The following is a 23,769-nucleotide window of genomic DNA, read 5'->3' as shown; positions in this document are numbered from 1 at the left end:
GCGAACCGGCGACCGCGACGGCCGGTCGGCGAACCGGCGCCGCGCGCCCTCAGCCCAGCTCGGGGCCGAGCAGTCCGAGCACGGCCTCGATGTTCGCGTCCAGGTAGTGCCGCAGCGTCAGCGGGACGATGCCCACCGAGGCGATGCCCATCCTGCTGAATGGCACCCGCACCACCTCGTACTCCCCGCAGGGGTCGTCCACCTCGGGGCCGTGCCGCAGGTCGAGGTCCATGGACTCCAGCCGGCAGGCGAAGAAGAACTGCACCTTCACGCCGTGCGAACCGTCGTCCGCGATGTGCTCGACGGTGTCGACGAAGGCCGGCACCACATCGGTGATCTTGGCGCCCAACTCCTCGTCGATCTCGCGGTGGAGGGCCGCGATGACGCTGGCGTCGTCGTCCTCGACACCGCCGCCGGGCGTGACCCAGTACGGCGCGATCCCGGGCTTGGTGCGCTTGATCAGGACGAGCTGGTCACCGTCGAAGACCAGCGCACGGGCGGTGCGCTTGACCACCGGGCGGGTGGCGGGGCTGGAATGCGGGTCCGGAGGCATGCCAGACATCTGCCGCGGTCAGACCGGGGGCAAACGTGCCCACGGCGGTCAATCGAAGCGTTCGGCCGGGTCGTGCGCGCCCGGTGAGCACGCACGACCGGCCGGTGTGCGTAACGCACCCGCCGCCGTCACGCCGTCGCCGCCGCGTCCAGCGCGCGCAGCACGTCGACCACGATGTCGTCCGGGTCCTCGATGCCCACCGAGAAGCGGACGAAGCCCGGCGGCACCGCGTCGCCGCCCCAGCGGGCGCGGCGCTCCGCGGTGCTCTGGATGCTGCCGAAGCTGGTGGCCTCCGACGTCATCCGCAGCGCGGCCAGGAAGCGTTCGGCGTGCGCCTGGTCGGGCAGCGTGAAGGACACCACGCTGCCGAAGCGGCGCATCTGCCGGACCGCCACCGCGTGCGAGGGGTCGGTCGGCAGGCCCGGGTGCCGCAGATCACTCACCTCGGGTCGTTCGAGCAACGCCGTCGCGAGAGCCATGGCGTTGCTCGCCTGCCGGTCCACCCGCAGCGCGAAGGTCGCGATCGACCGATGCGCGAGCCAGGCCTCCATCGGCCCCGGGATCGCGCCGACCGTCTTGCGCCAGTACCGCACGCCCGCCGCCAGCTCCGGGTCCCTGGTGCTGACGTAGCCGAGCAGCAGGTCGCCGTGGCCGCTGAGCGCCTTCGTGCCGCTGGCCAGCGAGAAGTCCGCGCCCAGCGACAGCGGTCGCTGACCCAGCGGCGTGGCGAGGGTGTTGTCCACGGCGACCAGCGCGCCCGCGGCATGGGCCGCGTCCGCCAGCCGCCGGATGTCGCAGACGTCGAGCCCGGGGTTGGACGGCGTCTCCAGCCACACCAGCGACGCGCCCTCCAGCGCCGCCAGTTGCGCATCCCCCGCGGTCGGCGCGAGCCGCACGGTCACGCCGTAGGACTCCAGGCGCTCCCGCAGCGCGCGGGTCGTCTGGTAGCTGTCCGACGGCAGCAGGACCGTCTGCCCCGCCTTCACCTGCGACAGCAGCACCGCCGCGACGGCCGCCATGCCCGAGGCGAAGACGGCGGTGCCGACGGCGGGGTCGCCCGGCGCCTCCAGCTCCGAGATCGCCTGCTCAAGGCGCTCCCAGGTCGGGTTGTCGTCCCGGCCGTAGACGTACGGACCCGCCGCCTCACCGGGCAGGTGGTAGTGCGAGACGAAGACCGGCCCGGGCAGCGACGGTTCGTACGCCGTCGCCGGCGGCCGGCCCGCGTGCACGCTGCGCGTGCTGTCTCCGGGACCCTCGCTCGCGGCGCCGCCCCCCGGTCCCTCGGGAAATTCCGTGCCCCCCTGACCGCCGATCACTCGTCGTCCGGCAGGACGACGTGCAGCGCCCAGGACACGATGCTGACGATCAGACCGCCGACCACCGCGGTCCAGAAGCCGTCCACATGGAAGTCCAGGCTCAGCTTGCCCGCCACCCACGACGTCAGCAGCAGCATCAGGGCGTTCACCACCAGCGTGATCAGCCCCAGGGTGAGGATGAACAGCGGGAAGGACAGCACCTTCACGATCGGCTTGACCAGCCAGTTCACGACGCCGAAGACCAGCGCGACCAATATCAGGCTGAGCACCTTGCGGGACGTGGAGTCGCCGGTCAGGGTGATGTCCTTGATCACCCAGATGGCGACGCCCAGGGCTCCGGCGTTCGCCAGCGTTTTGACGATGAAATTCTTCATGGTGTGATCGTCGCAGACCTGATCAGCAGGGCAAGAGAGTGAACAGAACCGTAGCCCGACCGCAGCGGAGGAGTGGCGATGAAGGTGTTCCGGCTGGACGACCTGGACGCGGAGCGGGCCGCCAACCAGGGCGCTTACCTGCGCTTTCTCAAGGAGCCCACCATGTCGGCCGGGCTGTACGCGCTCTCGGCGGGCCAGAGCGACCCGCAGCAGCCGCACGCGCAGGACGAGGTGTACATGGTGGTCAGCGGCCGGGCCGCGATCACGGTGGGTGAGGAGACGACGACCGTCGCGCGCGGCTCCGTGGTCTACGTGCCGGCCGGCACACCGCACCGCTTCCACCACATCACCGAGGATCTCAGGGTCATGGTGGTTTTCTCCCCGCCCGAGCCCTAGGGGAGTCTTCAGGGTCGTATCCGGCGTCCCCGAGCCCCGCACGGGGCAGGAGTGGCTCTACAGTCGAAGTATCGGCGGAGCAACCGCCGGACCGACCCCGGTGCGGGGACGAAGGAGAGTCAAGGCGTCATGGACAAGCTGCTGAAGGGCCTGCCGTGGTGGGTCAAGTGGGTCGCCGTGCCGGTGATCGCGCTGGTGGTCTTCGGTTCCCTGGTCGCGGCCCTGGTGAGCTTCGTGATCGGCCTGCTGTTCAAGGTGATCGTGTTCGTGGTTCTGGTCGGGGCGCTGGTCCTGGTCGTGAAGCGCGTCACGTCCGGCGGGTCCTCGAAGTCGTCGAAGCGCGATTGGTGACGGCCCCCACGACCTCCCGCCCGTTCATTTCCCCCGCCGCCGGTGGCCCCCGCCACCGGCGGCGAGCGTACGTACGGCGCCTCCGTGGCCTCCGCCACGTCCCGTGCTGCGGGCGGACCCCGCAGGCTGCGGCCGGTCCGCGCCGACCACCAGCGCCGCGAGCGCCGTCGTCAGGGGCACGGAGGCGACCAGGCCGATGCTGCCGACCAGGGTCCTGACGATCTCCTCCGCGACCAGTTCGCTGTCCGCCACCTGCAACACCCCGCTGCGGGCGATCGAGAAGAGCAGCAGCAGCGGCAGCGCGGCCCCCGCGTAGGCCATCACCAGGGTGTTGACGACCGAGGCGATGTGGTCGCGGCCGATGCGCATACCCGCCCCGTACAGCTTGCGCCGGCTCGCGCCCGGGTCGGCGTCCTTGAGCTCCCACACCGCCGCGACCTGGGTGACGGTCACGTCGTCCAGCACGCCCAGCGAGCCGATGATCACGCCGGCGAGCAGGACGCCCTTGATCTGGATGCCGGGGTAGAGGCTGTGGATCAGACCGGTCTCGTCCGAGGTGTTGCCGGTCAGATGCGCCCATGAGATGAACACCGAGCCGAGCACGCCGATCAGGAACAGCGAGCACAGCGTGCCGATCACCGCGACCGAGGTGCGGGCGTTGACGCCGTGGCACATGTACAGCGCGATCAGCATGATCGCGCTGCCGCCGACGACCGCCACCAGCAGCGGATCGTCGCCGTGCAGGATCGCCGGGAGGATGAACAGCGTCAGCACCCCGAAGGACACCGCGAGCGCGATCAGCGCCATCAGCCCGCGCAGCCGGCCGACCACGATGACCGCGAGCGCGAAGATCCCGGCCAGCAGCGCCAGCGGGAAGCCGCGCTGCACATCGGTGACCGAGTAGCGCAGGCCGGGCGGTGCGGAGGGGGCGTAGGCCAGGACGACGCCCTCACCCGCGGTGTAGCGCCGGGTCTGGTCGGGCTGCACGATCTCGGTGAAGGTCGTGCCCTTGTCGGGACCCGAGGCCACCTCGATGGTCGCCTTCTGGCAGGCGTCGCTCGTCGCCGTCCCGGCCGCGTCGGTGTCGGGGGCGGCCGCCGCGGCCTTGCAGGAGACCGCGACCAGCTTCACCACCTGGCCCTGCCGGGTCTGCTGGTCGAAGCCGACACCGGTACGTGCGTGCTGCGGCGCCCCGCCCGGCCAGAGCACGACCAGGCCGACGACCACCGCGGCGGCGAAGGGCACCAGGACCGCGGCGATGACCCGGCGCAGCCGCCGCGAGACCGGCGGCACCGGGCCGTGCGCATGGCCGTGGCCATGTACCGAGCCGTGACTATGTACCGAGCCGTGGCCAGGTACGTTGCCGTCGCCATGTACGCCGCCGTCGGCCTGCCCGGGAACGGTGCCGCCGGGCGGCGGGTGGTGCGCATGCTCATGGGGGGAGTCCACGGGCCGATCATCGCAAGGCCCCCTGGTGCCTGTATGCACCCAACCGCTACCGTTGGGGCCACCTTTGCAAACGCGGGAGCTCGGAGCACCGGGCTGAGAGGGCGCTGAAAGCGGAAGCGGCATCACGCCGACGCGACAGCTGCGCCGACCGACGAACCTGTTACCGGGTAATGCCGGCGTAGGGAGTAGGTCTCATGACCACGCAGGACGCACGCACGCGCGAAATCGGCTGGCACAAGGCGTATCTCACCGGGTCACGGCCGGACATCGCGGTCCCGGTCCGCCAGGTGCACCTCACCAACGGGCGCGATGTGACGCTGTACGACACATCGGGTCCCTACACCGACCCGTCGGTGCAGACCGACGTCCGGCGGGGCCTGGCCCCGCTCCGGGAGAACTGGATCATCGGCCGCGGCGACACCGAGGAGTACCCGGGCCGTCCGGTGCGCCCCGAGGACGACGGCATCAAGCACACCGCCCCCCGCGGGGGGCTGCGCAACCTGGACGCGGTCTTCCCCGGCCGCCCGCGGCTCCCCCGGCGGGCCGCCCGCGACGGGCAGCCGGTGACCCAACTCGCCTACGCCAGGCGCGGCGAGATCACCCAGGAGATGGAGTTCGCCGCCCTGCGCGAGAACGTACCGCCGCAGGTCGTGCGCGACGAGCTCGCCGCAGGACGGGCCGTACTGCCGGCGAACGTCAACCACCCCGAGATCGAGCCGATGATCATCGGCAAGCGGTTCCTGGTGAAGGTCAACGCGAACATCGGCAACTCCGCGGTCACCTCCTCCATCGAGGAGGAGGTGGAGAAGATGACCTGGGCCACCCGCTGGGGCGCCGACACGGTCATGGACCTGTCCACCGGGCGCAACATCCACACCACCCGCGAGTGGGTGCTGCGCAACTCCCCCGTCCCCATCGGCACCGTCCCGCTCTACCAGGCCCTGGAGAAGGTCGACGGCCGCGCCGAGGACCTGACCTGGGAGGTCTACAAGGACACGGTCATCGAGCAGGCCGAACAGGGCGTCGACTACATGACCGTGCACGCCGGCGTCCTGCTGCGCTATGTGCCGCTGACCGCCCGCCGCAAGACCGGCATCGTCTCCCGCGGCGGCTCGATCATGGCCGCGTGGTGCCTGGCCCACCACAAGGAGAACTTCCTCTACGAGAACTTCGCCGAGTTGTGCGAGATCCTCGCCGCCTACGACGTCACCTACTCCCTCGGCGACGGCCTGCGCCCCGGCTCCATCGCCGACGCCAACGACGAGGCGCAGTTCGCCGAGCTGCGCACCCTCGGCGAGCTGAACACCATCGCCAAGCGCCATGACGTGCAGACCATGATCGAGGGGCCGGGCCATGTCCCGATGCACAAGATCAAGGAGAACATCGACCTCCAGCAGGAGATCTGCGAAGAGGCCCCCTTCTACACCCTCGGCCCGCTGACCACCGACATCGCCCCGGCCTACGACCACATCACCTCGGGCATCGGCGCCGCGATGATCGCCTGGTGGGGCACCGCGATGCTCTGCTACGTCACCCCCAAGGAGCACCTCGGCCTGCCCGACCGCGACGACGTCAAGACCGGCGTGATCACCTACAAGATCGCCGCCCACGCCGCGGACCTGGCCAAGGGCCACCCCGACGCCCAGGACTGGGACGACGCGCTGTCCGACGCCCGCTTCGAATTCCGCTGGGAGGACCAGTTCAACCTGGCCCTCGACCCGGACACCGCCCGCGCCTTCCACGACGAGACCCTCCCTGCGGAACCCGCGAAGACCGCGCACTTCTGCTCGATGTGCGGCCCGAAGTTCTGCTCGATGCGGATCTCGCACGACATCCGCCGCACCCACGGCGAGTCCGATGCCGAGATCGAGGAAGGCATGGCGGAGAAGTCCAGGGAGTTCGCCGCGGCCGGCAACCGGGTCTATCTGCCCCTGGCTGAACCGGCGCAATGAGCTTCGCCGTTGCCCTGGCCGCGGGTGCCGCGGTCAGGGCAACGGCACGGAGCAGGGCCTCGGTTCGGCGGGCGCGGTCAGTTGGGGTTCACCGGCGGGGGCCAGCCGACGGTGGAGAAGCTGTGCCACAGGCCGAGGGAGATGACGGCGCTCGCGGAGTAGGTCGTGCCCAGGTAGGAGCTGGGGCGGCCGGCGGGGTCGGTGCAGCCGAAGCCCTTGTGCAGGACGATGTCGATGCCGGTGTGGTTGCTGACCCGGTCCACCCCGAGCGGGGCGAAGGCCTGGCACTTGCCGTGCACGGGGTTGCTGATGCTCTGGGCGAAGGTCAGTCCGCGCGTGGCGGTGATCCGGCCTCCCGAGGAGTCCGAGCAGCCCGTGGCCGCCCACACCAGCGGGACGATCGTGCTCAGGACGGCGAGCGTACGGCGGACGCGCATGTGGACTTCTCCCGTCTGACCAGGTACGGGATGAGTCAAACAACGTCCAGGGCCGGGCGCGACCGGGGTCGGCCAACCGGGGCGCCGGGGTCACCCGGGAGGAGGCGTGGCGTCAGTCCTGCGCGTGGTCGGGGCCGCCGAAGTCCGGGCTGCCGAAGTCGGGACTGCTGAAGTCCGGGCTGCTGAAGCGCGGCGAGGTCGGCCGCGGGTCCTGCGGCGAGGAGAAGTCGGGGCGGGAGTAGCCGAGCCGCGGCATGCGCGGAGCGGCGGGCGCCTGGGCCGGCGCTGCGGGGGCCGGGGTGTCGCTCAGCGCGTCGTCCAGGAAGGGCAGCAGCCCGCGGTCGAGCAGCGCCTGACGCCACGCCTCACGGGCCTGCAGCACCTCGGGCGGCATCCGGTCGGGCGCGTCGTGGATGGCGCTCGATCCGTCCCGCAGCGCGGTCAGCAGCAGTCCGATGCCGCCGAGCAGGATCGCCGCGGCGGCGACCGCGGCGAAGAACCAGCCGGCGGTACGCAGCGGCGAGGCGATGCCCGGCTGCGGGTGCACCGCGGCCATCGAGTAGCCGATCAGCAGAAAGATCAGCGCCGCGGCTCCGGCGAGCAGCGGCGTCAGGACGGCGATGACGGCGGCGAGCCCTGCCCCTGACCCGGCGCCGTCCGCGACGCCCATGGCGGCGTAGCTGAAGGCCCGGCTGTCGCGGGACCGCGCGGCCTCCCGCACCGCCTCCCGCGTCCGGGCGCGGATCGTGCGGTAGGCGTCGTACTCGTCGGCCGCCTGCTCGCTGATCTGCTCGGCGGCGGCCAGCGCAAGGGTGCGCAACTGCTCGGCGTTCAGCGGCAGGGCGGTGCCGACCGGCCCTACCGGGCCGCGTGCGCCGTCCTCGTCCAGAACGATGCGCAGGGCCTCGTCGAGTACGTGCCCGAAATCCGGGCGGTCTTCGTTGAGCAGGTGTGGAGCGGTGGTCATGTGCATCCCCCGATGCTCCGACTCCCCGAGCGAGGCCGGTGTTCCGTCAACGGAACGGGCTCGGCCGGCCGGATGCGCGGAGAGCGGTGTGCCTACGGATAGAGCGATGGTAGAGCGGGGAGGTCAGACCGTAACAGGGTGCAACCAGGAAATGTGGAGGCTAGCCAATCAGCGGGAGTTGGGCAACCAGGAGGCGCCCTTCCATCGTGACGCCACCGTCCATCGCCACGGCGAGACTGTCCGCGTAGACCATCGGACCGCTCACCGCGTAACCGCGCTCCCCGCTGTCCTGCGGCACCTCGCCGCCCGCCTCGCCCAGCAGGTAGGGGATCGGGCTGTGGCCGTGCACCACCCGCTGGCCGCCGTAGACGCCGAGGATCTCGCGGGCGGCCTGCGGGCCGTCGTCGCCGCGGTAGGCGAAGCGCTTGGTGAGCTTGCGGAAGAGGTCCCAGCACTCGTCGGCGTCGTTGCGCTGCAGGACGCCGGTGATCGCGTCGTTCATCTCCTCGATGCTGCTGCCGTAGTCCAGATACGCGGTGGTGTCGGAGTGCATCAGCAGGTGGCCGTCGGTGAGGTGCGCGGCGTCCAGCCGGGAGATCCAGGTCAGGTGCCGGTCCTCCAGCCGCTCCATGTCGGAGGGCTGGCCGCCGTTGAGCCGCCAGGCGGCGAGGAAGGACGCGGTGCCGCCCGCGGAGTTGACGGGCGTGTCGCCGAAGCGGTGGGCGCCGAGCAGCAGCAGTTCGTGGTTGCCCATCAGGGCGCGGCAGTATCCGCCGGCGGCGGCGGCCTCCGCGGACAGCTGCATGACCAGCTCGATCACGCCGATGCCGTCGGGGCCGCGGTCGGTGAAGTCGCCGAGGAACCACAGCCGGGCGCTGCCCGCCGCCCAGTGGCCCTCGCCGTCCACGAGGCCGCGTTCGGCGAGCGCGGCGAGCAACTCGTCGAGGTAGCCGTGCACATCGCCGACGACGTAGAGCGGTCCCGGTCGCTCGGGCCGTTCGCCCGCCGTCTCCGCGGGGTCGCCGAGCACCGGCAGGTCGCGGGCGGTGGGCGTGTAGTCGGCGGGGACCAGCGGCGTGTCGCGCTCGGTGGGTTCGTACGGCCGCGGCGGCGCGGGCACGGTCGGGGCGTGCGCGGGCGGGGCGCTGCCGAAGGCGGGGACGGGCGGCGGCGCGGGATATCCGGCCGACGCGCTCTCCTGGCCGTAGGGCGCGGCGCTCTGGTGCTCACCGCGGTAGCCCGCGGCAGGTTCGTGCTCGCGGCCGTAGCCGCCGGCGGCCTCCCGCGGCTGCTCGAAGCCGGCGCCTGCCGGTTCGTGCTCGTACCCGGCGGGCGTGTCGTACTGCGCGGCCTCGGCCGGGCCGGCGTCGTAACCGGCGGCCTCCGCCGTGCCCGCGGCCTGCTCGAACGCGGGCGCGGGCGTGACGCCCAGCGCGTGCTCGTAACCTGCCGCGCGCTCAAAAGCCGCCTCGGGACGCCAGCTCTCCGCGGTCCCGGGCTCGGCCCCCTGACCTGCCCCCTGAGTCATCGACCCCTCCACGATCGCGCCGCCATCCGCCCATCATAGGAATGACGCTGTCGCGTTGTGACATACCCGGGCAGCTGGATTTCGCAGGGTACAGACAAAACACCCCGTAGCCACCACGGCAATACGAAGGCTTGACGAAGGACGGTGCCGCGCGTCGGCGCGCAGCGGCCCCGTCCGGACGTCGTTCCCGGCCCTGATCCAGGCCCTGGTGCGGGCCTGGTTCCCGCCCTAGCCCTCACCCCGGGCAGGGGTGCGGGGCGGGCTGACGGTCGTGCGGTGCGGGCGGCGTTGCGAGGACGTGCGGATGATCAGCTCGGTCGGCATCACCTGCTGCACGGGGTGGGCGGGTCCCACGCCCTCGATGGCGTCGATGAGCAACTGCACCACGGCGGTGCCGATCCGGCGCGGTTTGAGGGACAACGTGGTGATCGGCGGCTCGGTCGCGGCGTAGCCGGTGCTCTCGCTGCAGCAGACGAGCAGCAGGTCGTCGGGCACCCGCAGGCCGTAGCGGCGTGCGGCGGCGAGCAGGTCGGTGCCGTTGGGGTCGAAGAGCCCGTAGACGGCGTCGGGCCGGTCGGGCCGGGCGAGTAAGCGGTCGGCGGCGACGGCGCCGGCACACGGGTCGTGGGCCGGGTAGGCCTCGTAGACCGGTTCCTGGCCGATGCGTTCGCACCACTCCAGGTATGCGGTGGTCGACAGCCGGGTGTACGTGTCGGTGCTGGTGCCGGTGAGCAGGCCGATCCTGCGGGCGCCTGCCGCGGCGAGGTGGTCGAGGATGCCGAGCACGGCCTCCTCGTGGTCGTTGTCGACCCAGGCGTGCACCGGCAGGCTGCCGGCCGGGCGGCCGTCGCTGACCACCGGCACGCCCTGCCGGACGAGTTCGGTGACCACCGGGTCGTGGTCGGAGGGGTCGACGACGACCGTTCCGTCCAGCGCGACATTGCCCCATACGTCGTGCCGCGAGGACGCGGGCAGGATGACCAGGGCGTAGCCGCGGGCGAGCGCGGCGGAGGTGGCGGCTCGTGCCATCTCCGCGAAGTACGCGAACTCGGTGAAGGTGAACGGTTCTTCGCCGTATGTCGTCACCGTCAGGCCGATCAGGCCGGACCTGCCGGTGCGCAGTGTGCGGGCGGCGGCGGAGGGGCGGTAGCCCAGCCGGTCGGCGACCTCACGGACATGGCGTCGGGTGGCGTCGGGCAGTCGGCCCTTGCCGTTGAGCGCGTCGGAGACAGTCGTGATCGAGACGCCGGCGGCAGCGGCGACATCCCTGATCCCCGCCCGTTCCAGCCGGCGTCCGACGGGCCGGCTCGCCTGGTGATTACCTGCTGCTGTCATGGCGTGCCGATATTAGGGCGGCGTTGGTCCGCCCGGCCGCCACCCGGCGAGCCACCCCGAAGGAAGGTTTCTGCATGATCGAAGCCGTTATGCCATGTGGAATATGCAGGCGGCAGGGCGGGAGTTGAAGCGATCAGGGCACGAGGACAGCGATCCTTCGGCCATTGGCCCAATCGAAGCCATGGCGCCAACTCACTCCTACGGGGGAAGCGCGCCACCCCGCGCGCCACCGGAGCATGGGGTGGCGCACGCCTCCGGCACAAGAGCGCGCGCGCCCGGCCGGGTGGGTGCGCGGCGCTTTCGCGCCACCTCCCGCGGGGGTCCCGGCGGGCGGCCCGCGGCAGTGTGCCGGAGGGGCGCTGAGAGCGGTGGTGCACCGCACTCCCCAGGTCGGCGCGGTGCTCGTAGGGTGTGGCCATGAGCCCCGAGACCCCGAAGCTGCGCGCGGAACTGGACGGTATCCCCACCTACAAGCCGGGGCGTCCCCCGGCGGTGGAGGAGGGCGTGCCGGCCTTCAAGCTGTCCTCGAACGAGAACCCGTACCCGCCGCTGCCCGGTGTCCTGGAGGCGGCCACCGCCGCCGCGGCGTCCTTCAATCGTTATCCGGACTTGTCCTGCTCGCGGCTCACCGGCGAGCTGGCGGCGCGGTTCGGGGTGCCGGCCGAGCACGTGGCGACCGGGACCGGCTCGGTGGGAGTGGCGCAGCAGCTGCTGCAGGCGACCTCGGGACCGGGCGACGAGGTGATCTACGCCTGGCGGTCCTTCGAGGCCTATCCGATCATCACCCGGATCAGCGGTGCGCGTCCGGTGCAGGTGCCGCTGGACGCCGCGGAGCGGCACGACCTGGACGCGATGGCCGACGCGGTCACCGAGCGGACCCGGCTGATCTTCGTCTGCAACCCCAACAACCCCACCGGAACCGTGGTGCGCAGAGCGGAGCTGGAGCGCTTCCTCGACCGGGTGCCGGGCGATGTGCTGGTGGTGCTGGACGAGGCCTACCGCGAGTTCATCACCGACCCCGACGTGCCCGACGGCACGGACCTCTACCGGGAGCGGCCGAACGTGGCGGTGCTGCGGACCTTCTCCAAGGCGTATGGCCTTGCGGGCCTGCGGATCGGTTTCGCCATCGCGCACGCGCCGGTCGCGGAGGCGCTGCGCAAGACGGCGGTGCCCTTCGGGGTGAGCCAGCTCGCGCAGGACGCGGCGGTGGCGAGCCTGCGGGCCGAGCCCGCGCTGCTGGAACGGGTCGCGGGCCTGGTCGCCGAGCGGACCCGGGTGGTCGACGAGCTGACCGGGCAGGGCTGGACGGTGCCGGAGACCCAGGCCAACTTCGTCTGGCTGCGGTTGGGGGAGCGTACGGAGGCCTTCGCGGAGATGTGCGAGCGGTCCGGCACGACGGTCCGGCCGTTCGCCGGCGAGGGCGTACGGATCACGGTGGGCGAGTCGGCGGCGAACGATCTGCTGCTGCGGACGGCCGAGGCGTTCCGCAAGGAGATCTGACCCGCTCCGCGAGCCTGGCAACGGCTCCGAAAGCAGCGCTGACCTGCTCATTCGCCCTCTGACCACCCCCCGGTGGCAGGGGGCGAACACGTGTGCGCGATACTGCTTGTGAATGAGTTCACGTTCACAAGCGCGACGCAAAAGGAGACGTATCGTGCAGCTCGCACTGGAGCCACTGAACGTCGCCAGGTGGCAGTTCGGCGTGACGACCGTCTACCACTTCCTCTTTGTCCCCCTGACGATCTCGCTCTCCGCGCTCACCGCGGGTCTGCAGACCGCCTGGGTGCGAACCTCCAAGGACAAGTACCTCAGAGCCACCAAGTTCTGGGGCAAACTCTTCCTGATCAACATCGCCATGGGCGTGGTCACGGGCATCGTCCAGGAGTTCCAGTTCGGCATGAACTGGTCGGACTACTCGCGCTTCGTGGGCGACATCTTCGGCGCCCCGCTCGCCTTCGAGGCGCTGATCGCCTTCTTCTTCGAGTCGACCTTCGTCGGGCTGTGGATATTCGGCTGGGACAAGCTGCCCAAGAGGATCCACCTGGCCTGCATATGGATGGTCTCGATCGGGACGATCCTGTCGGCGTACTTCATCCTGGCGGCCAACTCCTGGATGCAGCACCCGGTCGGCTACCGCTACAACCCCAAGACCAAGCGGGCCGAGCTGACCGACTTCTGGGCGGTGCTGACCCAGAACACGGCGCTCGCGCAGTTCTTCCACACCATGTCGGCGGCCTTCCTGACCGGCGCCGCCTTCATGATCGGCATCGCCGCCTACCACCTGGCGCGCAAGCAGCACATCGCGGTGATGCGCTCCTCGCTGCGGCTGGCACTGGTGGTCGCGGTGGTGGCCGGTGCGCTCACCGCGATCAGCGGGGACACGCTCGGCAAGGTGATGTTCAAGCAGCAGCCGATGAAGATGGCCGCGGCTGAGGCGCTGTGGGACGGCCAGAAGAGCGCGCCCTTCTCGATATTCGCGGTCGGTGACGTGAACAAGGGCCACAACGAGGTCGCGATCGACGTCCCCAACCTGCTGTCCTTCCTCGCCACCGACAACTTCACCTCCTACGTCGGCGGCATCAACGACGTGAACAAGGCCGAGCAGCAGAAGTTCGGCCCCGGTGACTACCGGCCGAACATCCCGGTCGCCTACTGGGGCTTCCGCTGGATGATCGGCTTCGGCGTGGTCTCGATCGGGATCGGCGCGGCCGGCCTGTGGCTCACCCGGCGCCGGCTGTGGGTGGCGCCCGACCACCGGACCGGCGAGGACGAGGTGCCGCACCTGATGCTGACCAGAGGCATCCGCTTCGGCCCGGCAGTGTCCCGCTGGTACTGGCGGCTGGCGCTGCTGACCATGGTCTTCCCGCTGATCGCCAACTCCTGGGGCTGGATCTTCACCGAGACCGGCCGCCAGCCCTGGGTCGTCTACGGCGTGCTGCGCACCCGCGACGCGGTCTCCCCCGGGGTGTCCACCGGCGAGGTGCTGACCTCGCTGATCGTCTTCACCAGCCTCTACGCGGTCCTCGCCGTCGTCGAGATCCGGCTGATGCTGAAGTACGCCAAGGCGGGTCCGCCGGAACTGACCGACGCCGACCGGCAGCCCCCCACCCGTATCGGCGGTGACAGCGGCGGCGCGGACGCCGACGACCGCCCGATGGCCTTCTCGTACTGAGCGGCAGGAGGAGAGATCATGCATCTGCACGACGTCTGGTTCGTCCTGATCGCCGTTCTGTGGACCGGGTACTTCTTCCTGGAGGGCTTCGACTTCGGGATAGGCATCCTGACCAAGCCGCTGGCCCGCGACCGCGCCGAACGGCGCGTCCTGATCAACACCATCGGCCCGGTCTGGGACGGTAACGAGGTCTGGCTGCTCACCGCGGGCGGCGCGACCTTCGCCGCCTTCCCCGACTGGTACGCCACCCTCTTCTCCGGCTTCTACCTGCCGCTGCTGGTGATCCTGGTCTGCCTGATCGTGCGCGGGGTCGCCTTCGAGTACCGCGCCAAGCGGGACGACGAGCGCTGGCAGCGCAACTGGGAGCACGCGATCTTCTGGACCTCGCTGCTGCCGGCCTTCCTGTGGGGAGTCGCCTTCGCGAACATCGTGCACGGCGTGAAGATCGACGCCGGCAAGGAGTACGTGGGCGGCTTCTGGGACCTGCTGAACGGCTATGCCCTGCTCGGCGGCCTGGTGACGCTGGCACTGTTCACCTTCCACGGTGCCGTCTTCGCCTCGCTCAAGACGGTCGGCCCGATACGGGAGCGGGCGCGGGCCTTCGCCGGCCGGATCGGCGCGGTCGCGGCGCTGCTGGCGATGGCCTTCCTGATCTGGACCCAGGCGGACAGCGGCAACGGCCGCAGCCTGGTCGCGCTGATCGTGGCCGCCATCGCGCTCGCGCTGGCGCTGGGGGCGAACGCCGCAGGGCGGGAGGGCTGGTCGTTCGCCTTCTCGGGGGTGACCATCGCGGCAACCGTCGCGCTGTTCTTCCTGAGCCTCTTCCCCGACGTCATGCCCTCGTCGCTCAACAGCGCCTGGAGCCTGACGGTCGACAACGCGTCCGCGACTCCGTACACGCTGCGGATCATGACCTGGTGCGCGGCGATCGCGACCCCGCTGGTGCTGCTGTACCAGGGGTGGACCTACTGGGTGTTCCGCAAGCGGATCGGTACGCAGCACATCGCCGGGGGTGCGCCGGCGGGTGGTTCCGCGGGACGCCCGGTGGAAGGCGCGCACTGATGTTTCACGTGAAACACCTTCGCCGCGTTCGCCGTGTTCGTCCCGTTCCGCGCGACAGCCGCCCTCGCCGTGAAAGGGGATGTTCCACGTGAAACCCGTCGATCCGCGACTGCTGCGGTATGCGCGCACCACCCGGGTGTTCCTGGCCGGCACGGTGCTGCTCGGGCTGGCGGGCGCCGGGCTGATCGTCGCGCAAGCGACGCTGATCGCCGACCTGGTCGTCGGCGGCTTCCAGCACGGCGACGGCACCGGCGCCCTGCGCGGCGATCTGCTGTGGCTGGCGGCCGTCTCGGTGGGCCGGGCGCTGGTGGCCTGGCTGACCGAGCTGTGCGCGCACCGGGCCGGGGCCGCCGTCACCTCGCAGCTGCGCAACCGGCTGCTGACCCGGGCGACCGCGCTCGGCCCGGGCTGGCTGACCGGTCGCCGCAGCGGTGAACTCACCACTCTGGCGACCCGCGGCATCGACGCGCTGGACGACTACTTCGCCCGCTACCTGCCCCAGTTGGGGCTCGCCGCGGTGGTGCCCGCGGTCGTGCTGGCCCGCATCCTGCTCGCCGACTGGATCTCGGCGCTCACCATCGTGCTGACCCTGCCGCTGATACCGCTGTTCATGGTGCTGGTCGGCTGGGCGACCCGGGACCGGATGGACCGGCAGTGGCGGCTGCTGGGCAGGCTGTCCGGGCACTTCCTCGACGTGGTCGCCGGGCTCCCGACACTGAAGGTCTTCGGGCGGGCGAAGGCGCAGGCCGACAGCATCCGGGCCATCACCGGCGACTACCGCAAGGCCACGCTCAAGACGCTGCGGATCGCCTTCCTGTCGTCCTTCGTGCTGGAGCTGCTGGCCACCATCTCGGTGGCGCTGGTCGCCGTCGACATCGGCATGCGGCTGGTGCACGGCGACCTGTCGCTGCGCACCGGGCTGCTGGTGCTTGTCCTGGCGCCCGAGGCGTACCTGCCGCTGCGGCAGGTCGGGGCGCAGTACCACGCGGCGGCCGAGGGGCTGGCCGCGGCCGAGCAGGTCTTCGAGGTGCTGGAGACCGAGCCGGCCACGGCTCCCGGCAGCACTCCCGCGCCCGACCTGCGGACCGCCACCGTCCAGGTCCAGGACCTCGCGGTACGCAGCGAGGGCGCGTTGCCGCCGACATCCTTCACCCTCGCGCCCGGCGAGACGCTGGCGGTGACCGGCCCGAGCGGGGTCGGCAAGACCACCCTGCTCAGCGCGCTGCTCGGCTTCGCGCCGGCCGCGCAGGGCCGCATCCTCGTCGACGGCGTCGAGCTGGGCTCCCTCGAACCGGCGTCCTGGCACCGCCAGATCGCCTGGGTGCCGCAGCACCCGCACCTCTTCCCCGGCACGATCGCCGACAACGTCCGGCTGGCCCGGCCCGACGCGGACGACGCCGACCTGCACGCCGCTCTCGCCGCGGCCGGGGCGCTGGGCTTCGCCGACCCCGACGACGTCATCGGCGAGGACGGTGCCGGGCTGTCCGCAGGCCAGCGGCAGCGCATCGCCCTGGCCCGCGCCTTCCTCGCCGACCGGCCGCTGCTGCTGCTCGACGAGCCGACCGCCAACCTCGACGGCGACACCGAAGGCGCGCTCATCGCGACCCTGCGGGAGCTGAGCCGGGGTCGTACGACCATCCTGGTGGCCCACCGCCCCGCGCTGCTGCCACTGGCCGACCGCGTGCTCGCACTGGCGCCCGCGGCGCGCGAGTCCGCGCAGACCGGCTCGGGCTCGGCGGCGGAGGCACGACAGGCTCCTCCTCCGGCCGGGCAGGTGTCCGCCGCGGCCCCGTCCCCCGGCCGGGACGCCGACCTCGCCGAAGACACCGTTTCCGGGGCCGGTGGCACCGGCGGTGTGCGCGGGCTGCTCGCCACGGGGCGGGAGCGCGGCTTCCGCGGGCGGTTCGCCGCGGCCTGCGGGCTGGGCGCGCTGGCGCTGCTGTCCGCGGTCGGCCTGATGGCGACCTCCGGGTGGCTGATCAGCCGGGCCTCGCAGCAGCCTCCCGTGCTGTATCTGATGGTCGCGGTCACCGCGACCCGGGCCTTCGGTATCGGCCGGGCCGTCTTCCGCTACGGCGAGCGGCTGGTCGCGCACGACGCGGTCTTCCGCGCGCTGGCCGGCGTACGGGTCGCCGTCTACCGGCGGCTCGAACGCCTGGCGCCCGCGGGCCTGCGCGAGCGGCAGCGTGGCGACCTGCTGTCCCGGCTGGTCGCCGACGTGGACGCGGTCCAGGACCACTATCTGCGGTGGCTGCAGCCCGCCGTGACGGCCGGGCTGGTGGTGCTCACCTCGGCGGCCTTCGCCGGGTGGCTGCTGCCCGCCGCCGGCGTCGCCCTGGGGGTCGGGCTGCTGGTCGCCGGGGTCGCCGTGCCGCTGCTGGCCGCGGCCGTCGCACGTCGTACCGAGGAGCGGATCGCCCCGGCCCGCGGTGAGCTGTCCGCCCGGGTGCTCGCCCTGTTCACCGGCACCGCGGAGCTGACGGTGGCCGGCGCGCTGGACCGCAGGCGTGCCGAGGCCGCGGACGCCGACCGCAGGCTCACCGCCGTCGCCGCCAGGTCCGCCGCGGTCACCGCGCTGGGCGCCGGGCTGACCACGCTGGTCTGCGGGCTGACGGTGACGGCGTGCGGCTACGCAGGGGTGCGGGCGGTGGCCGCGCACGACCTGCCGGGGGTGGCGCTCGCGGTGCTGCTGCTCGCCCCGCTCGCCGCTTTCGAGGCGGTCAACGGCCTGCCGCTCGCCGCCCAGCAGCGGCAGCGCAGCCGACGGGCCGCCGAGCGGGTCAACGACGTCCTGGACTCGCCGCTGCCGGTACGCGAGCCCGCCCACCCCGCGGCGCCGCCCGCCTCGCCCTTCCCGCTGGTGGTGAGCGACCTGACCGCCCGCCACCCGGGCCGCACCTCCCCCGCGCTCGACGGCGTTGGCCTCACCCTCACCCAGGGTCGCCGGGTCGCGGTCGTCGGCCCGTCGGGCGCGGGCAAGACGACGCTGGCGCACGTACTGCTGCGCTTCCTCGACGCCGAGTCCGGTACGTACACCCTCGGCGGGCGGCCCGCGGACGAGTGCGAGGGCGACGACGTACGCCGGCTGGTCGGCCTGTGCGCGCAGGACGCGCACGTCTTCGACAGCAGCGTCCGGGAGAACCTGCGGCTCGCCCGCCCCGGCGCCACCGACGACGACCTGCGGGACGCGCTCGCCGCCGCCCGCCTCGACCTCGACCTGGACACGGCCGTCGGTGAGCACGGCGCCCGGCTGTCCGGCGGGATGCGGCAGCGGCTCGCGCTGGCCCGCGCGCTGCTGGCCGGCTTCCCCGTCCTGATACTCGACGAGCCCGCCGAGCACCTGGACATCGCCACCGCCGACGCGCTCACCGCCGACCTGCTGGCCGCCACCCGCGGCCGCGACCGTACGACGCTGCTGATCACGCACCGGCTGGCCGGGCTCGCGGGCGACGCCGTCGACGAGATCGTCGTACTCGACGCCGGCCGGGTCGTCCAGCGCGGCACCTACCGCGAACTGGCCGCCGCCGACGGTCCCTTCCGCCGCACCCTGGAGCGCGAGCAGCTCGCCGACACCCTCCTGCGGCCGGGCGCCCACGCGATGGCCGCCGCGGCCTGAGCGCGGTGCGGCGGCCCGCGCCGGGGCCGCCGCAGGGGTTGCGACCCCGGCGGGGCGGGGAGACGCTGGAAACGGAGCGCGACCGGGGTTTCCCGTGCGTGCGCAGGGCGCCGAGCGCCGGCCACGCGCCGCCGAGAGGATGAGACCCATGCGGATGCTGCTCACCGCGCGATTGGACACCACGACGTCGAACGAGGCCGTGACGGAAGGCACGATGTCCAAGATGGTGCAGGAAATGGTGGAGCAACTGCGCCCGGAAACGGCCTACTTCACCGCCGAAGAAGGCGACCGCTGCTGCTACATGGTCTTCGACATGAAGGACAGCTCGCAGATGCCGCCGGTCTGCGAGCCCTTCTTCCACGCCGGTGCGAAGCTCTCGCTGCGGCCGGTCATGACGATCGACGACCTGCAGACCGGTCTGGCCAGCCTGGGCCGCTGACCTGGTCCTACCACCGGTCCTGAGCGTCCGCCAGCGGAGCGCGTACGACCCGGTGCAAGGCCCGTGTTGCGCCACCCGAGTGGCGTTGGTCTGAAAATCCACGGACTCGGGGTGCGGTTCCGGACATTCCGTGCTCGTTTCCTCATCATCGGATTAGTCACTTCGACCGATAAGGAAACGAGAGAGGCCATGGCTGCTACCACTCCCCGTGTCACCGCGTTCTGGGGCGCTTTCCTGAACGTGCTCATCAGGTGCATCGCCGCGCTGGGCTTCGCGACCCCGGCCCGTACGAAGGCCGCCGCGTCCCGGCAGGCCGTCGGCTACGCCACCGTACCGGCGCAGGCCGTCGCCACACCGGCGATTCCGGCCGCCGCGCCGTCGGGTGGGTATGCCGCGCCACCCCTGCGGGCCGGCCGGGTCATGCTGCCCGCGCCGCGGCCGTCCGAGCGGGGGCGTTCGCTGCCGCCGACGATGAAGCAGCGCATCAGGGCCGAAGCACACGGCACCTCGCCCAGCTCGCGCAGCATCGCCGTCCCGGTGGACGGCCTCGGTGACGCCGTGGCCGCGGCTGCCGCCACCGCCGGCGCCGCCGACCAGCACGACGCGTCGGAGGGCAGTGCCCGCCGCCGCGACCGCTCCCTGTGCGGCTGACCCCGGCCGCGTTTTCCGCGCTCCACTGCGCGTACGGACCGGTGCTCCGCTGCTGCGGACCACGGCTCCACCGCTCGTGCAATCCGGACACTTCGCAGGTCGGCGTACGCAACCGCGCCACATCGGCGCCCTTCCCCGGCGACGGCGACCACCCTGGAACCTGATCCTCCGAGGTCGCAGCACCCCCGCACCACCCGGCTCGGCTGAGCACGTATCCGCACCTTTGTGCGGGACAAGCGCGGCGGATACGGGAGGATGGGGTATGTGACCTCAGCCATCGGTGCCCCCGGCGGGCCGTTCCGCTCGCCCGACGCGCACCCGCAGTCCCACGCACACGACGACTTCGCCGTAACCTCGCCGCGGCTGATCGCCACCGACCTGGACGGAACGTTGCTGCGCAACGACCGGTCCGTGTCGCCGCGAACGATCGCCGCGCTGGCCGCCGCAGAGGCGGCCGGAATCGAGGTCTTCTTCGTCACCGGGCGGCCCGCCCGGTGGATGGGTGTGGTCGCCGAACACCTCGCCGGACACGGAATGGCGATCCTGGCCAACGGTGCCGCGGTCTACGACCTGCGTGCGCACCGGCTGATCGAGGCCTTCCCGCTGCCCGAGGACGATGCGCTCGCGGTCGCGCACGCGCTGCGTGCCGCGCTGCCCGGCACCACTTTCGCGGTCGAGCGCGCCGAGAGCTTCCGGCGCGAGCCCGCCTACGCGGCCATCGAGCCCGACGCCGGGTCGCAGGCGCCGGTCGAGACGCTGCTGGCCGAGGACCGCGCGCAGCCGCTGCTGAAACTGCTGGCCAAGCACCCCTCGATCGACCCCGACGACTTCCTGGCGACGGCGCTCGCGGTCGCGGGCGGGCACGGCGAGATCACCCGGTCGAGCGAGACCGCGCTGCTGGAGGTCAGCGGCAGGGGCGTCAGCAAGGCCACCACACTGGCGCGGTGCTGCGCGGAGCGCGGGGTGACGGCGCAGGAGGTCGTCGCGTTCGGCGACATGCCGAACGACCTGGCGATGCTCGGCTGGGCCGGTACGTCCTACGCCGTCGCCAACGCCCACCCCGCCGTCCTGGCCGCCACCGCCCGCAGGACGGCGGCGAACGAGGACGACGGGGTGGCGCGGGTGATCGAGCGGATCGTCGCGGCCCGCCGCAACTGAGCGGCCGGGCCGTGCGGAGCCCCTTCCGCCGCGGTCAGCCCTGGTCGGCGGTGGCCACGACGGCGAAGACCGCGCCCTGCGGGTCCTGGAGGACGGCCATCCTGCCGACCTTGTCCATGTCGAAGGGCGGCACCAGCACCGACCCGCCCTTCCGCACGAGGGCGTCGACGACGCTGTCGGTGTCGTCCACCGCGAAGTTGACCAGCCAGTGCGGCGGGGTGCCCTCGGGCAGGTTCTCCATGCCCATGACGCCGCCGACGGTGTGGCCCTTGACCTGGAAGCCGGCGAACTCCGGCATCTCCGGCATCGGCCCCGCGGTCACGCCGAGCACCGCGGAGTAGAACGCGCCTGCTCCCGGGACGTCGGGGCTGTGCAGCTGGTTCCAGACCAGCGCGCCGTGCTCGTTGACGATCTCCGCGCCCTTGAAGTCGCGCGGCTGCCACACGCCGAAGACGGCGCCGTAGGGGTCGGCGGCGACGAACATCCGCCCCAGGGTCATGACGTCGGAGGTCGGCATGACCACCGTGCCGCCGTTGGCCTTGACCGCCGCCTCGGTCGCGTCGGCGTCGGCGACCGAGAAGTACGTGGTCCAGGCGGTCGGCGGGGCGGGCTGGTCGCCCATCGCCATGGCTTTCATCAGACCGGCGACCGGCTTGCCCTTCTGCGTACAGACGGAGTACCCGCCGTACTCGTCCGGTCCGATCTCGCCCTGCCAGCCGAACAGGTCGCGGTAGAAGTCCAGCCCGGCTTGCTGGTCGGGAACCATGAGGTCGATCCAGCACGGTGTGCCGGGCTCGTAGGGGCCGGTGACTTCGGACATCTGGCGCCTCCATGGGTGGCCGGGGTGCCGCGGGGGCCGGCCCCGGTACGGAACGTGCCGCCACCCCGGCCGGACGACCGGGTGGCCATGCCCCCGATAGACCACCCTCCCCGCCGCCCGGCTCTCCCGCTACCCGAACGCTCCGGACCCGGTCCGGCCCCCCGGTCCGCTACGCGAAGGCGGCCGCGTTCCTGGCCGCCCAGGCCGCGAAGCTCCCGGCCGCCCGGCCCAGCAGCCGTTCGACGTCGGCCCCCACCGCCTGCTCGGCCGGTAGCGGGTCGCCCAGGATGCCCAGGGTGGCGTCCGCGACCGGCTCCGGCATGAAGCCCAGCATCTGCGCCCTGGCCTCGGCCCTGCTCTGCTCCACGAAGTCCACCGGCTCGCCCAGCGCGGCGCCGATCGCCCGCGCCTGGTCGCGCGGCGAGAGGGCGGCGGGTCCGGTCAGCTCGTACGTACGCCCGGCGTGGCCCTCCTCGCGCAGTACGGCGGCGGCGACCTGCGCGATGTCGGCCGGGTCGACCACCGGCAGCGCCACGTCGCCGAACGGTGCGACGACTGTCCGCCGGGTGCGTACGGTCTCGGCCCAGGCGAAGGTGTTGGACGCGAAGCCGCCGGGGCGCAGCACCGTCCAGTCCATGCCCGAGCCCCGTACCACCGCCTCGAAACCGGCGTGGTGCGCGTACGCCTGCGGGCGGGTGCCCGCGCCCTGCGAGGAGAGCAGCACCACCCGGCGTACGCCGACGGTCTTGGCCGCGTCCAGCACGGCGTGCGGGTCGTCGCCCGCGACCAGCAGGAAGAGCGTGTCGGCTCCCTCGAAGGCGGGCCGCAGGCTGTCCGGCACCGCCAGATCGGCCTGCCGGTGCGCGACGCGAGGGGCTTTCGGTGGCCCCGACGCCGCCGGCTCCACCGCCCGGCGCGACACCGCGATCACCTCCTGGCCTGCTTCCCCAGCCTGTCCGGCGAGCGCCGCCACGACCTGCCGCCCCACGTTTCCGGTCGCTCCGGTCACCACGATCATGATCACTCCCAGGTCCGATGTCCCGTTGACCTGAGAAAGCTAACAGCATGGGGATAGTAGGTACCTAGAGGATAGTAATGGCCGATTCTCCCAGGTCGGCGCCGGTGTTCAGCCGGCGAGCTGCGCCAGGCCCTCCGTCGCGATGCGCTCGAAGACCTTCGGGTCGGTGGCGAAGTCCGAGTCGGGGATCGGGTGGTGCAGCACGATCTCGGTGATGCCCAGCTCCGCGTGCCGCCCGGCGAAGTCCACGAAGGCGTCGACCGAGTCCAGCGGGGTGTTCCTGTCGGGCGTGAAACCGGTGAGCATGATCCGCTCCAGCTCGCCGGGGTCCCGCCCGGCCGCCGCGCACGCCTCGCCGAGCCGCTCGACCTGCCCGCGGATCGCCGCCCGCGACTGCTCCGGCGTCCCGCTCTCGAACAGCGCCGGGTCGCCGGTGGTCACCCAGGCCTGCCCGTAGCGCGCCGTCAGGCCGAGCCCGCGCGGCCCGGTCGCCGCCACGGCGAAGGGCAGCCGCGGCCGCTGCACGCACCCGGGGATGTTGCGGGCCTCCTCGGCCGCGTAGTACGTGCCGCGCTCGCTGACCGCCCCATGCGTCAGCAGCCGGTCGAGCAGCGCGACGAACTCCGCGAACCGGTCGGCCCGCTCGCGCGGCGTCCACGCCTCCTGCCCGAGCACCGTCGCGTCGAAGCCGGTGCCGCCCGAGCCGATGCCCAGCACGACCCGTCCGCCGGAGACGTCGTCGAGCGACATCAGGTCCTTGGCGAGGGTGACCGGATGCCGGAAGTTCGGCGACGTCACGAGCGTTCCGAGCCGGACCCGGGAGGTGACCGCGGCGGCCGCCGTCAGCGTCGGCACCGCCCCGAACCACGGCTCGTCCCTGAAGGTCCGCCACGACAGGTGGTCGTAGGTGTACGCCGCGTGGAAGCCCAGCTCCTCGGCCCGCTGCCACACCTCCCGCCCCTGCTCGTGCCAGCGGTAGATCGGCAGAATCACAGTGCTCAGACGCATGAGGACGACGATACGGTCCGCGCGGTCTCCGTCGTCGGCATCAGGCCCGTCCGGGAACGGCATCCGCCACGAGAGGCTGTGGCCCCCGGCCCTGGCAGGGTACGAGGTCTGCGGCAGTCGTATCGCCCGTTCGGTGAAGCTGGCAGGAGAGCGCCTGGCACCCTGCA

General features: G+C 72.2%; 21 protein-coding genes. 10 read left to right on the top strand and 11 right to left on the bottom strand.

The window, feature by feature from the left end:
* Window positions 1-49 precede the first annotated feature (49 nt).
* The 3 genes from NFU81_RS13305 to NFU81_RS13295 all read right to left on the bottom strand — a co-directional run bounded on the left by NFU81_RS13305 (window position 50) and on the right by NFU81_RS13295 (window position 2,243).
* Window positions 50-553: an NUDIX domain-containing protein gene (locus tag NFU81_RS13305; RefSeq protein WP_251489241.1), complete on the bottom strand. Its 504-nt coding sequence runs from the start codon at window positions 551-553 to the stop codon at window positions 50-52.
* Between the two features lie 128 nt (window positions 554-681).
* Window positions 682-1,866: a cystathionine gamma-lyase gene (locus NFU81_RS13300; RefSeq protein WP_274037013.1), complete on the bottom strand. Its 1,185-nt coding sequence runs from the start codon at window positions 1,864-1,866 to the stop codon at window positions 682-684.
* Window positions 1,866-2,243 (bottom strand): phage holin family protein, encoded by a 378-nt coding sequence (locus tag NFU81_RS13295; protein WP_251489237.1) that lies wholly within the window; start codon window positions 2,241-2,243, stop codon window positions 1,866-1,868. Before NFU81_RS13295 ends, NFU81_RS13300 begins: the two co-directional genes overlap by 1 nt.
* A 78-nt stretch (window positions 2,244-2,321) precedes the next feature.
* On the opposite strand from NFU81_RS13295, the gene NFU81_RS13290 reads away from it, so the two are divergent.
* Complete coding sequence (locus NFU81_RS13290) at window positions 2,322-2,639, top strand: cupin domain-containing protein (RefSeq protein ID WP_251489236.1); 318 nt, start codon at window positions 2,322-2,324, stop codon at window positions 2,637-2,639.
* A 129-nt stretch (window positions 2,640-2,768) separates the two neighbouring features.
* Complete coding sequence (locus tag NFU81_RS13285; protein ID WP_251489234.1) at window positions 2,769-2,990, top strand: DUF5326 family protein; 222 nt, start codon at window positions 2,769-2,771, stop codon at window positions 2,988-2,990.
* Window positions 2,991-3,014: 24 nt separating this feature from the next.
* Here the strand turns inward: NFU81_RS13285 and NFU81_RS13280 are convergent, their stop codons facing one another.
* On the bottom strand, window positions 3,015-4,562 hold the full coding sequence (locus NFU81_RS13280) for a YibE/F family protein (protein WP_422665194.1): 1,548 nt from the start codon (window positions 4,560-4,562) through the stop codon (window positions 3,015-3,017).
* A gap of 71 nt (window positions 4,563-4,633) precedes the next feature.
* Here NFU81_RS13280 and thiC point away from each other — a divergent pair, with 71 nt between their 5' ends.
* Window positions 4,634-6,391 carry a phosphomethylpyrimidine synthase ThiC gene (thiC, locus tag NFU81_RS13275; RefSeq protein ID WP_251489230.1) on the top strand — a complete coding sequence of 586 codons (1,758 nt, stop codon included), beginning with the start codon at window positions 4,634-4,636 and terminating at the stop codon, window positions 6,389-6,391.
* A gap of 77 nt (window positions 6,392-6,468) precedes the next feature.
* Here thiC and NFU81_RS13270 read toward each other — a convergent pair whose 3' ends face one another.
* From NFU81_RS13270 to NFU81_RS13255, 4 genes are all read right to left on the bottom strand, one after another.
* Window positions 6,469-6,828, bottom strand: coding sequence for a hypothetical protein (locus NFU81_RS13270; protein ID WP_251489228.1), 360 nt, complete (start codon window positions 6,826-6,828; stop codon window positions 6,469-6,471).
* A gap of 112 nt (window positions 6,829-6,940) precedes the next feature.
* Window positions 6,941-7,801 (bottom strand): hypothetical protein, encoded by an 861-nt coding sequence (locus tag NFU81_RS13265; protein WP_251489226.1) that lies wholly within the window; start codon window positions 7,799-7,801, stop codon window positions 6,941-6,943.
* A gap of 154 nt (window positions 7,802-7,955) precedes the next feature.
* The gene (locus NFU81_RS40815) at window positions 7,956-9,227 is read right to left on the bottom strand and encodes a metallophosphoesterase (RefSeq protein WP_422665198.1); all 1,272 of its coding nucleotides are present in this window, start codon (window positions 9,225-9,227) and stop codon (window positions 7,956-7,958) included.
* Between the two features lie 324 nt (window positions 9,228-9,551).
* Complete coding sequence (locus tag NFU81_RS13255) at window positions 9,552-10,658, bottom strand: LacI family DNA-binding transcriptional regulator (protein WP_251489225.1); 1,107 nt, start codon at window positions 10,656-10,658, stop codon at window positions 9,552-9,554.
* 417 nt (window positions 10,659-11,075) lie between these two features.
* Here NFU81_RS13255 and hisC point away from each other — a divergent pair, with 417 nt between their 5' ends.
* The 7 genes from hisC to NFU81_RS13220 all read left to right on the top strand — a co-directional run bounded on the left by hisC (window position 11,076) and on the right by NFU81_RS13220 (window position 20,756).
* The gene (hisC, locus tag NFU81_RS13250) at window positions 11,076-12,158 is read left to right on the top strand and encodes a histidinol-phosphate transaminase (RefSeq protein ID WP_251489223.1); all 1,083 of its coding nucleotides are present in this window, start codon (window positions 11,076-11,078) and stop codon (window positions 12,156-12,158) included.
* Window positions 12,159-12,312: 154 nt separating this feature from the next.
* On the top strand, window positions 12,313-13,830 hold the full coding sequence (locus tag NFU81_RS13245) for a cytochrome ubiquinol oxidase subunit I (RefSeq protein WP_251489221.1): 1,518 nt from the start codon (window positions 12,313-12,315) through the stop codon (window positions 13,828-13,830).
* Window positions 13,831-13,848: 18 nt separating this feature from the next.
* Entirely contained in the window at window positions 13,849-14,892 is a 1,044-nt protein-coding gene (cydB, locus tag NFU81_RS13240) for a cytochrome d ubiquinol oxidase subunit II (RefSeq protein ID WP_251489219.1), read from the top strand.
* An 88-nt stretch (window positions 14,893-14,980) separates the two neighbouring features.
* Window positions 14,981-18,508 (top strand): thiol reductant ABC exporter subunit CydD, encoded by a 3,528-nt coding sequence (gene cydD / locus NFU81_RS13235; protein WP_251489217.1) that lies wholly within the window; start codon window positions 14,981-14,983, stop codon window positions 18,506-18,508.
* Window positions 18,509-18,656: 148 nt separating this feature from the next.
* A complete protein-coding gene (locus NFU81_RS13230) occupies window positions 18,657-18,947 on the top strand; it encodes a DUF3303 family protein (RefSeq protein WP_251489215.1) in 291 nt (96 codons plus the stop codon).
* 189 nt (window positions 18,948-19,136) lie between these two features.
* Complete coding sequence (locus NFU81_RS13225; RefSeq protein ID WP_251489213.1) at window positions 19,137-19,598, top strand: DUF6344 domain-containing protein; 462 nt, start codon at window positions 19,137-19,139, stop codon at window positions 19,596-19,598.
* A 255-nt stretch (window positions 19,599-19,853) separates the two neighbouring features.
* Entirely contained in the window at window positions 19,854-20,756 is a 903-nt protein-coding gene (locus NFU81_RS13220; protein ID WP_251489211.1) for an HAD family hydrolase, read from the top strand.
* Window positions 20,757-20,790: 34 nt separating this feature from the next.
* On the opposite strand, the gene NFU81_RS13215 is transcribed toward NFU81_RS13220, so the two are convergent.
* The 3 genes from NFU81_RS13215 to NFU81_RS13205 all read right to left on the bottom strand — a co-directional run bounded on the left by NFU81_RS13215 (window position 20,791) and on the right by NFU81_RS13205 (window position 23,602).
* Window positions 20,791-21,576 (bottom strand): VOC family protein, encoded by a 786-nt coding sequence (locus NFU81_RS13215; RefSeq protein ID WP_251489209.1) that lies wholly within the window; start codon window positions 21,574-21,576, stop codon window positions 20,791-20,793.
* Window positions 21,577-21,745: 169 nt separating this feature from the next.
* Window positions 21,746-22,594: an NAD(P)H-binding protein gene (locus NFU81_RS13210; RefSeq protein WP_251489207.1), complete on the bottom strand. Its 849-nt coding sequence runs from the start codon at window positions 22,592-22,594 to the stop codon at window positions 21,746-21,748.
* Between the two features lie 108 nt (window positions 22,595-22,702).
* Window positions 22,703-23,602 (bottom strand): LLM class flavin-dependent oxidoreductase, encoded by a 900-nt coding sequence (locus NFU81_RS13205; RefSeq protein ID WP_251489205.1) that lies wholly within the window; start codon window positions 23,600-23,602, stop codon window positions 22,703-22,705.
* Window positions 23,603-23,769 lie beyond the last annotated feature (167 nt).

Origin of the sequence: Actinacidiphila cocklensis, from assembly GCF_907177275.1 — a bacterium.
Classification (GTDB): Bacteria; Actinomycetota; Actinomycetes; order Streptomycetales; family Streptomycetaceae; genus Actinacidiphila; species Actinacidiphila cocklensis.
This window is presented reverse-complemented; position numbering and strand designations above follow the sequence as displayed.

Bases quoted from the DNA above. Each gene is read 5' to 3' on its own strand.
- NFU81_RS13285 (WP_251489234.1), top strand. From the start codon at position 2,769: ATGGACAAGCTGCTGAAGGGCCTGCCGTGGTGGGTCAAGTGGGTCGCC.
- NFU81_RS13290 (WP_251489236.1), top strand. From the start codon at position 2,322: ATGAAGGTGTTCCGGCTGGACGACCTGGACGCGGAGCGGGCCGCCAAC.
- NFU81_RS13210 (WP_251489207.1), bottom strand. From the start codon at position 22,594: ATGATCGTGGTGACCGGAGCGACCGGAAACGTGGGGCGGCAGGTCGTG.
- NFU81_RS13270 (WP_251489228.1), bottom strand. From the start codon at position 6,828: ATGCGCGTCCGCCGTACGCTCGCCGTCCTGAGCACGATCGTCCCGCTG.
- NFU81_RS13225 (WP_251489213.1), top strand. From the start codon at position 19,137: ATGGCTGCTACCACTCCCCGTGTCACCGCGTTCTGGGGCGCTTTCCTG.
- hisC (WP_251489223.1), top strand. From the start codon at position 11,076: ATGAGCCCCGAGACCCCGAAGCTGCGCGCGGAACTGGACGGTATCCCC.
- NFU81_RS13265 (WP_251489226.1), bottom strand. From the start codon at position 7,801: ATGCACATGACCACCGCTCCACACCTGCTCAACGAAGACCGCCCGGAT.
- NFU81_RS13295 (WP_251489237.1), bottom strand. From the start codon at position 2,243: ATGAAGAATTTCATCGTCAAAACGCTGGCGAACGCCGGAGCCCTGGGC.
- NFU81_RS13215 (WP_251489209.1), bottom strand. From the start codon at position 21,576: ATGTCCGAAGTCACCGGCCCCTACGAGCCCGGCACACCGTGCTGGATC.
- thiC (WP_251489230.1), top strand. From the start codon at position 4,634: ATGACCACGCAGGACGCACGCACGCGCGAAATCGGCTGGCACAAGGCG.
- cydB (WP_251489219.1), top strand. From the start codon at position 13,849: ATGCATCTGCACGACGTCTGGTTCGTCCTGATCGCCGTTCTGTGGACC.
- NFU81_RS13230 (WP_251489215.1), top strand. From the start codon at position 18,657: ATGCGGATGCTGCTCACCGCGCGATTGGACACCACGACGTCGAACGAG.
- NFU81_RS13205 (WP_251489205.1), bottom strand. From the start codon at position 23,602: ATGCGTCTGAGCACTGTGATTCTGCCGATCTACCGCTGGCACGAGCAG.
- NFU81_RS13305 (WP_251489241.1), bottom strand. From the start codon at position 553: ATGCCTCCGGACCCGCATTCCAGCCCCGCCACCCGCCCGGTGGTCAAG.
- NFU81_RS13280 (WP_422665194.1), bottom strand. From the start codon at position 4,562: ATGCCGCTTCCGCTTTCAGCGCCCTCTCAGCCCGGTGCTCCGAGCTCC.
- NFU81_RS13220 (WP_251489211.1), top strand. From the start codon at position 19,854: ATGGGGTATGTGACCTCAGCCATCGGTGCCCCCGGCGGGCCGTTCCGC.
- NFU81_RS13255 (WP_251489225.1), bottom strand. From the start codon at position 10,658: ATGACAGCAGCAGGTAATCACCAGGCGAGCCGGCCCGTCGGACGCCGG.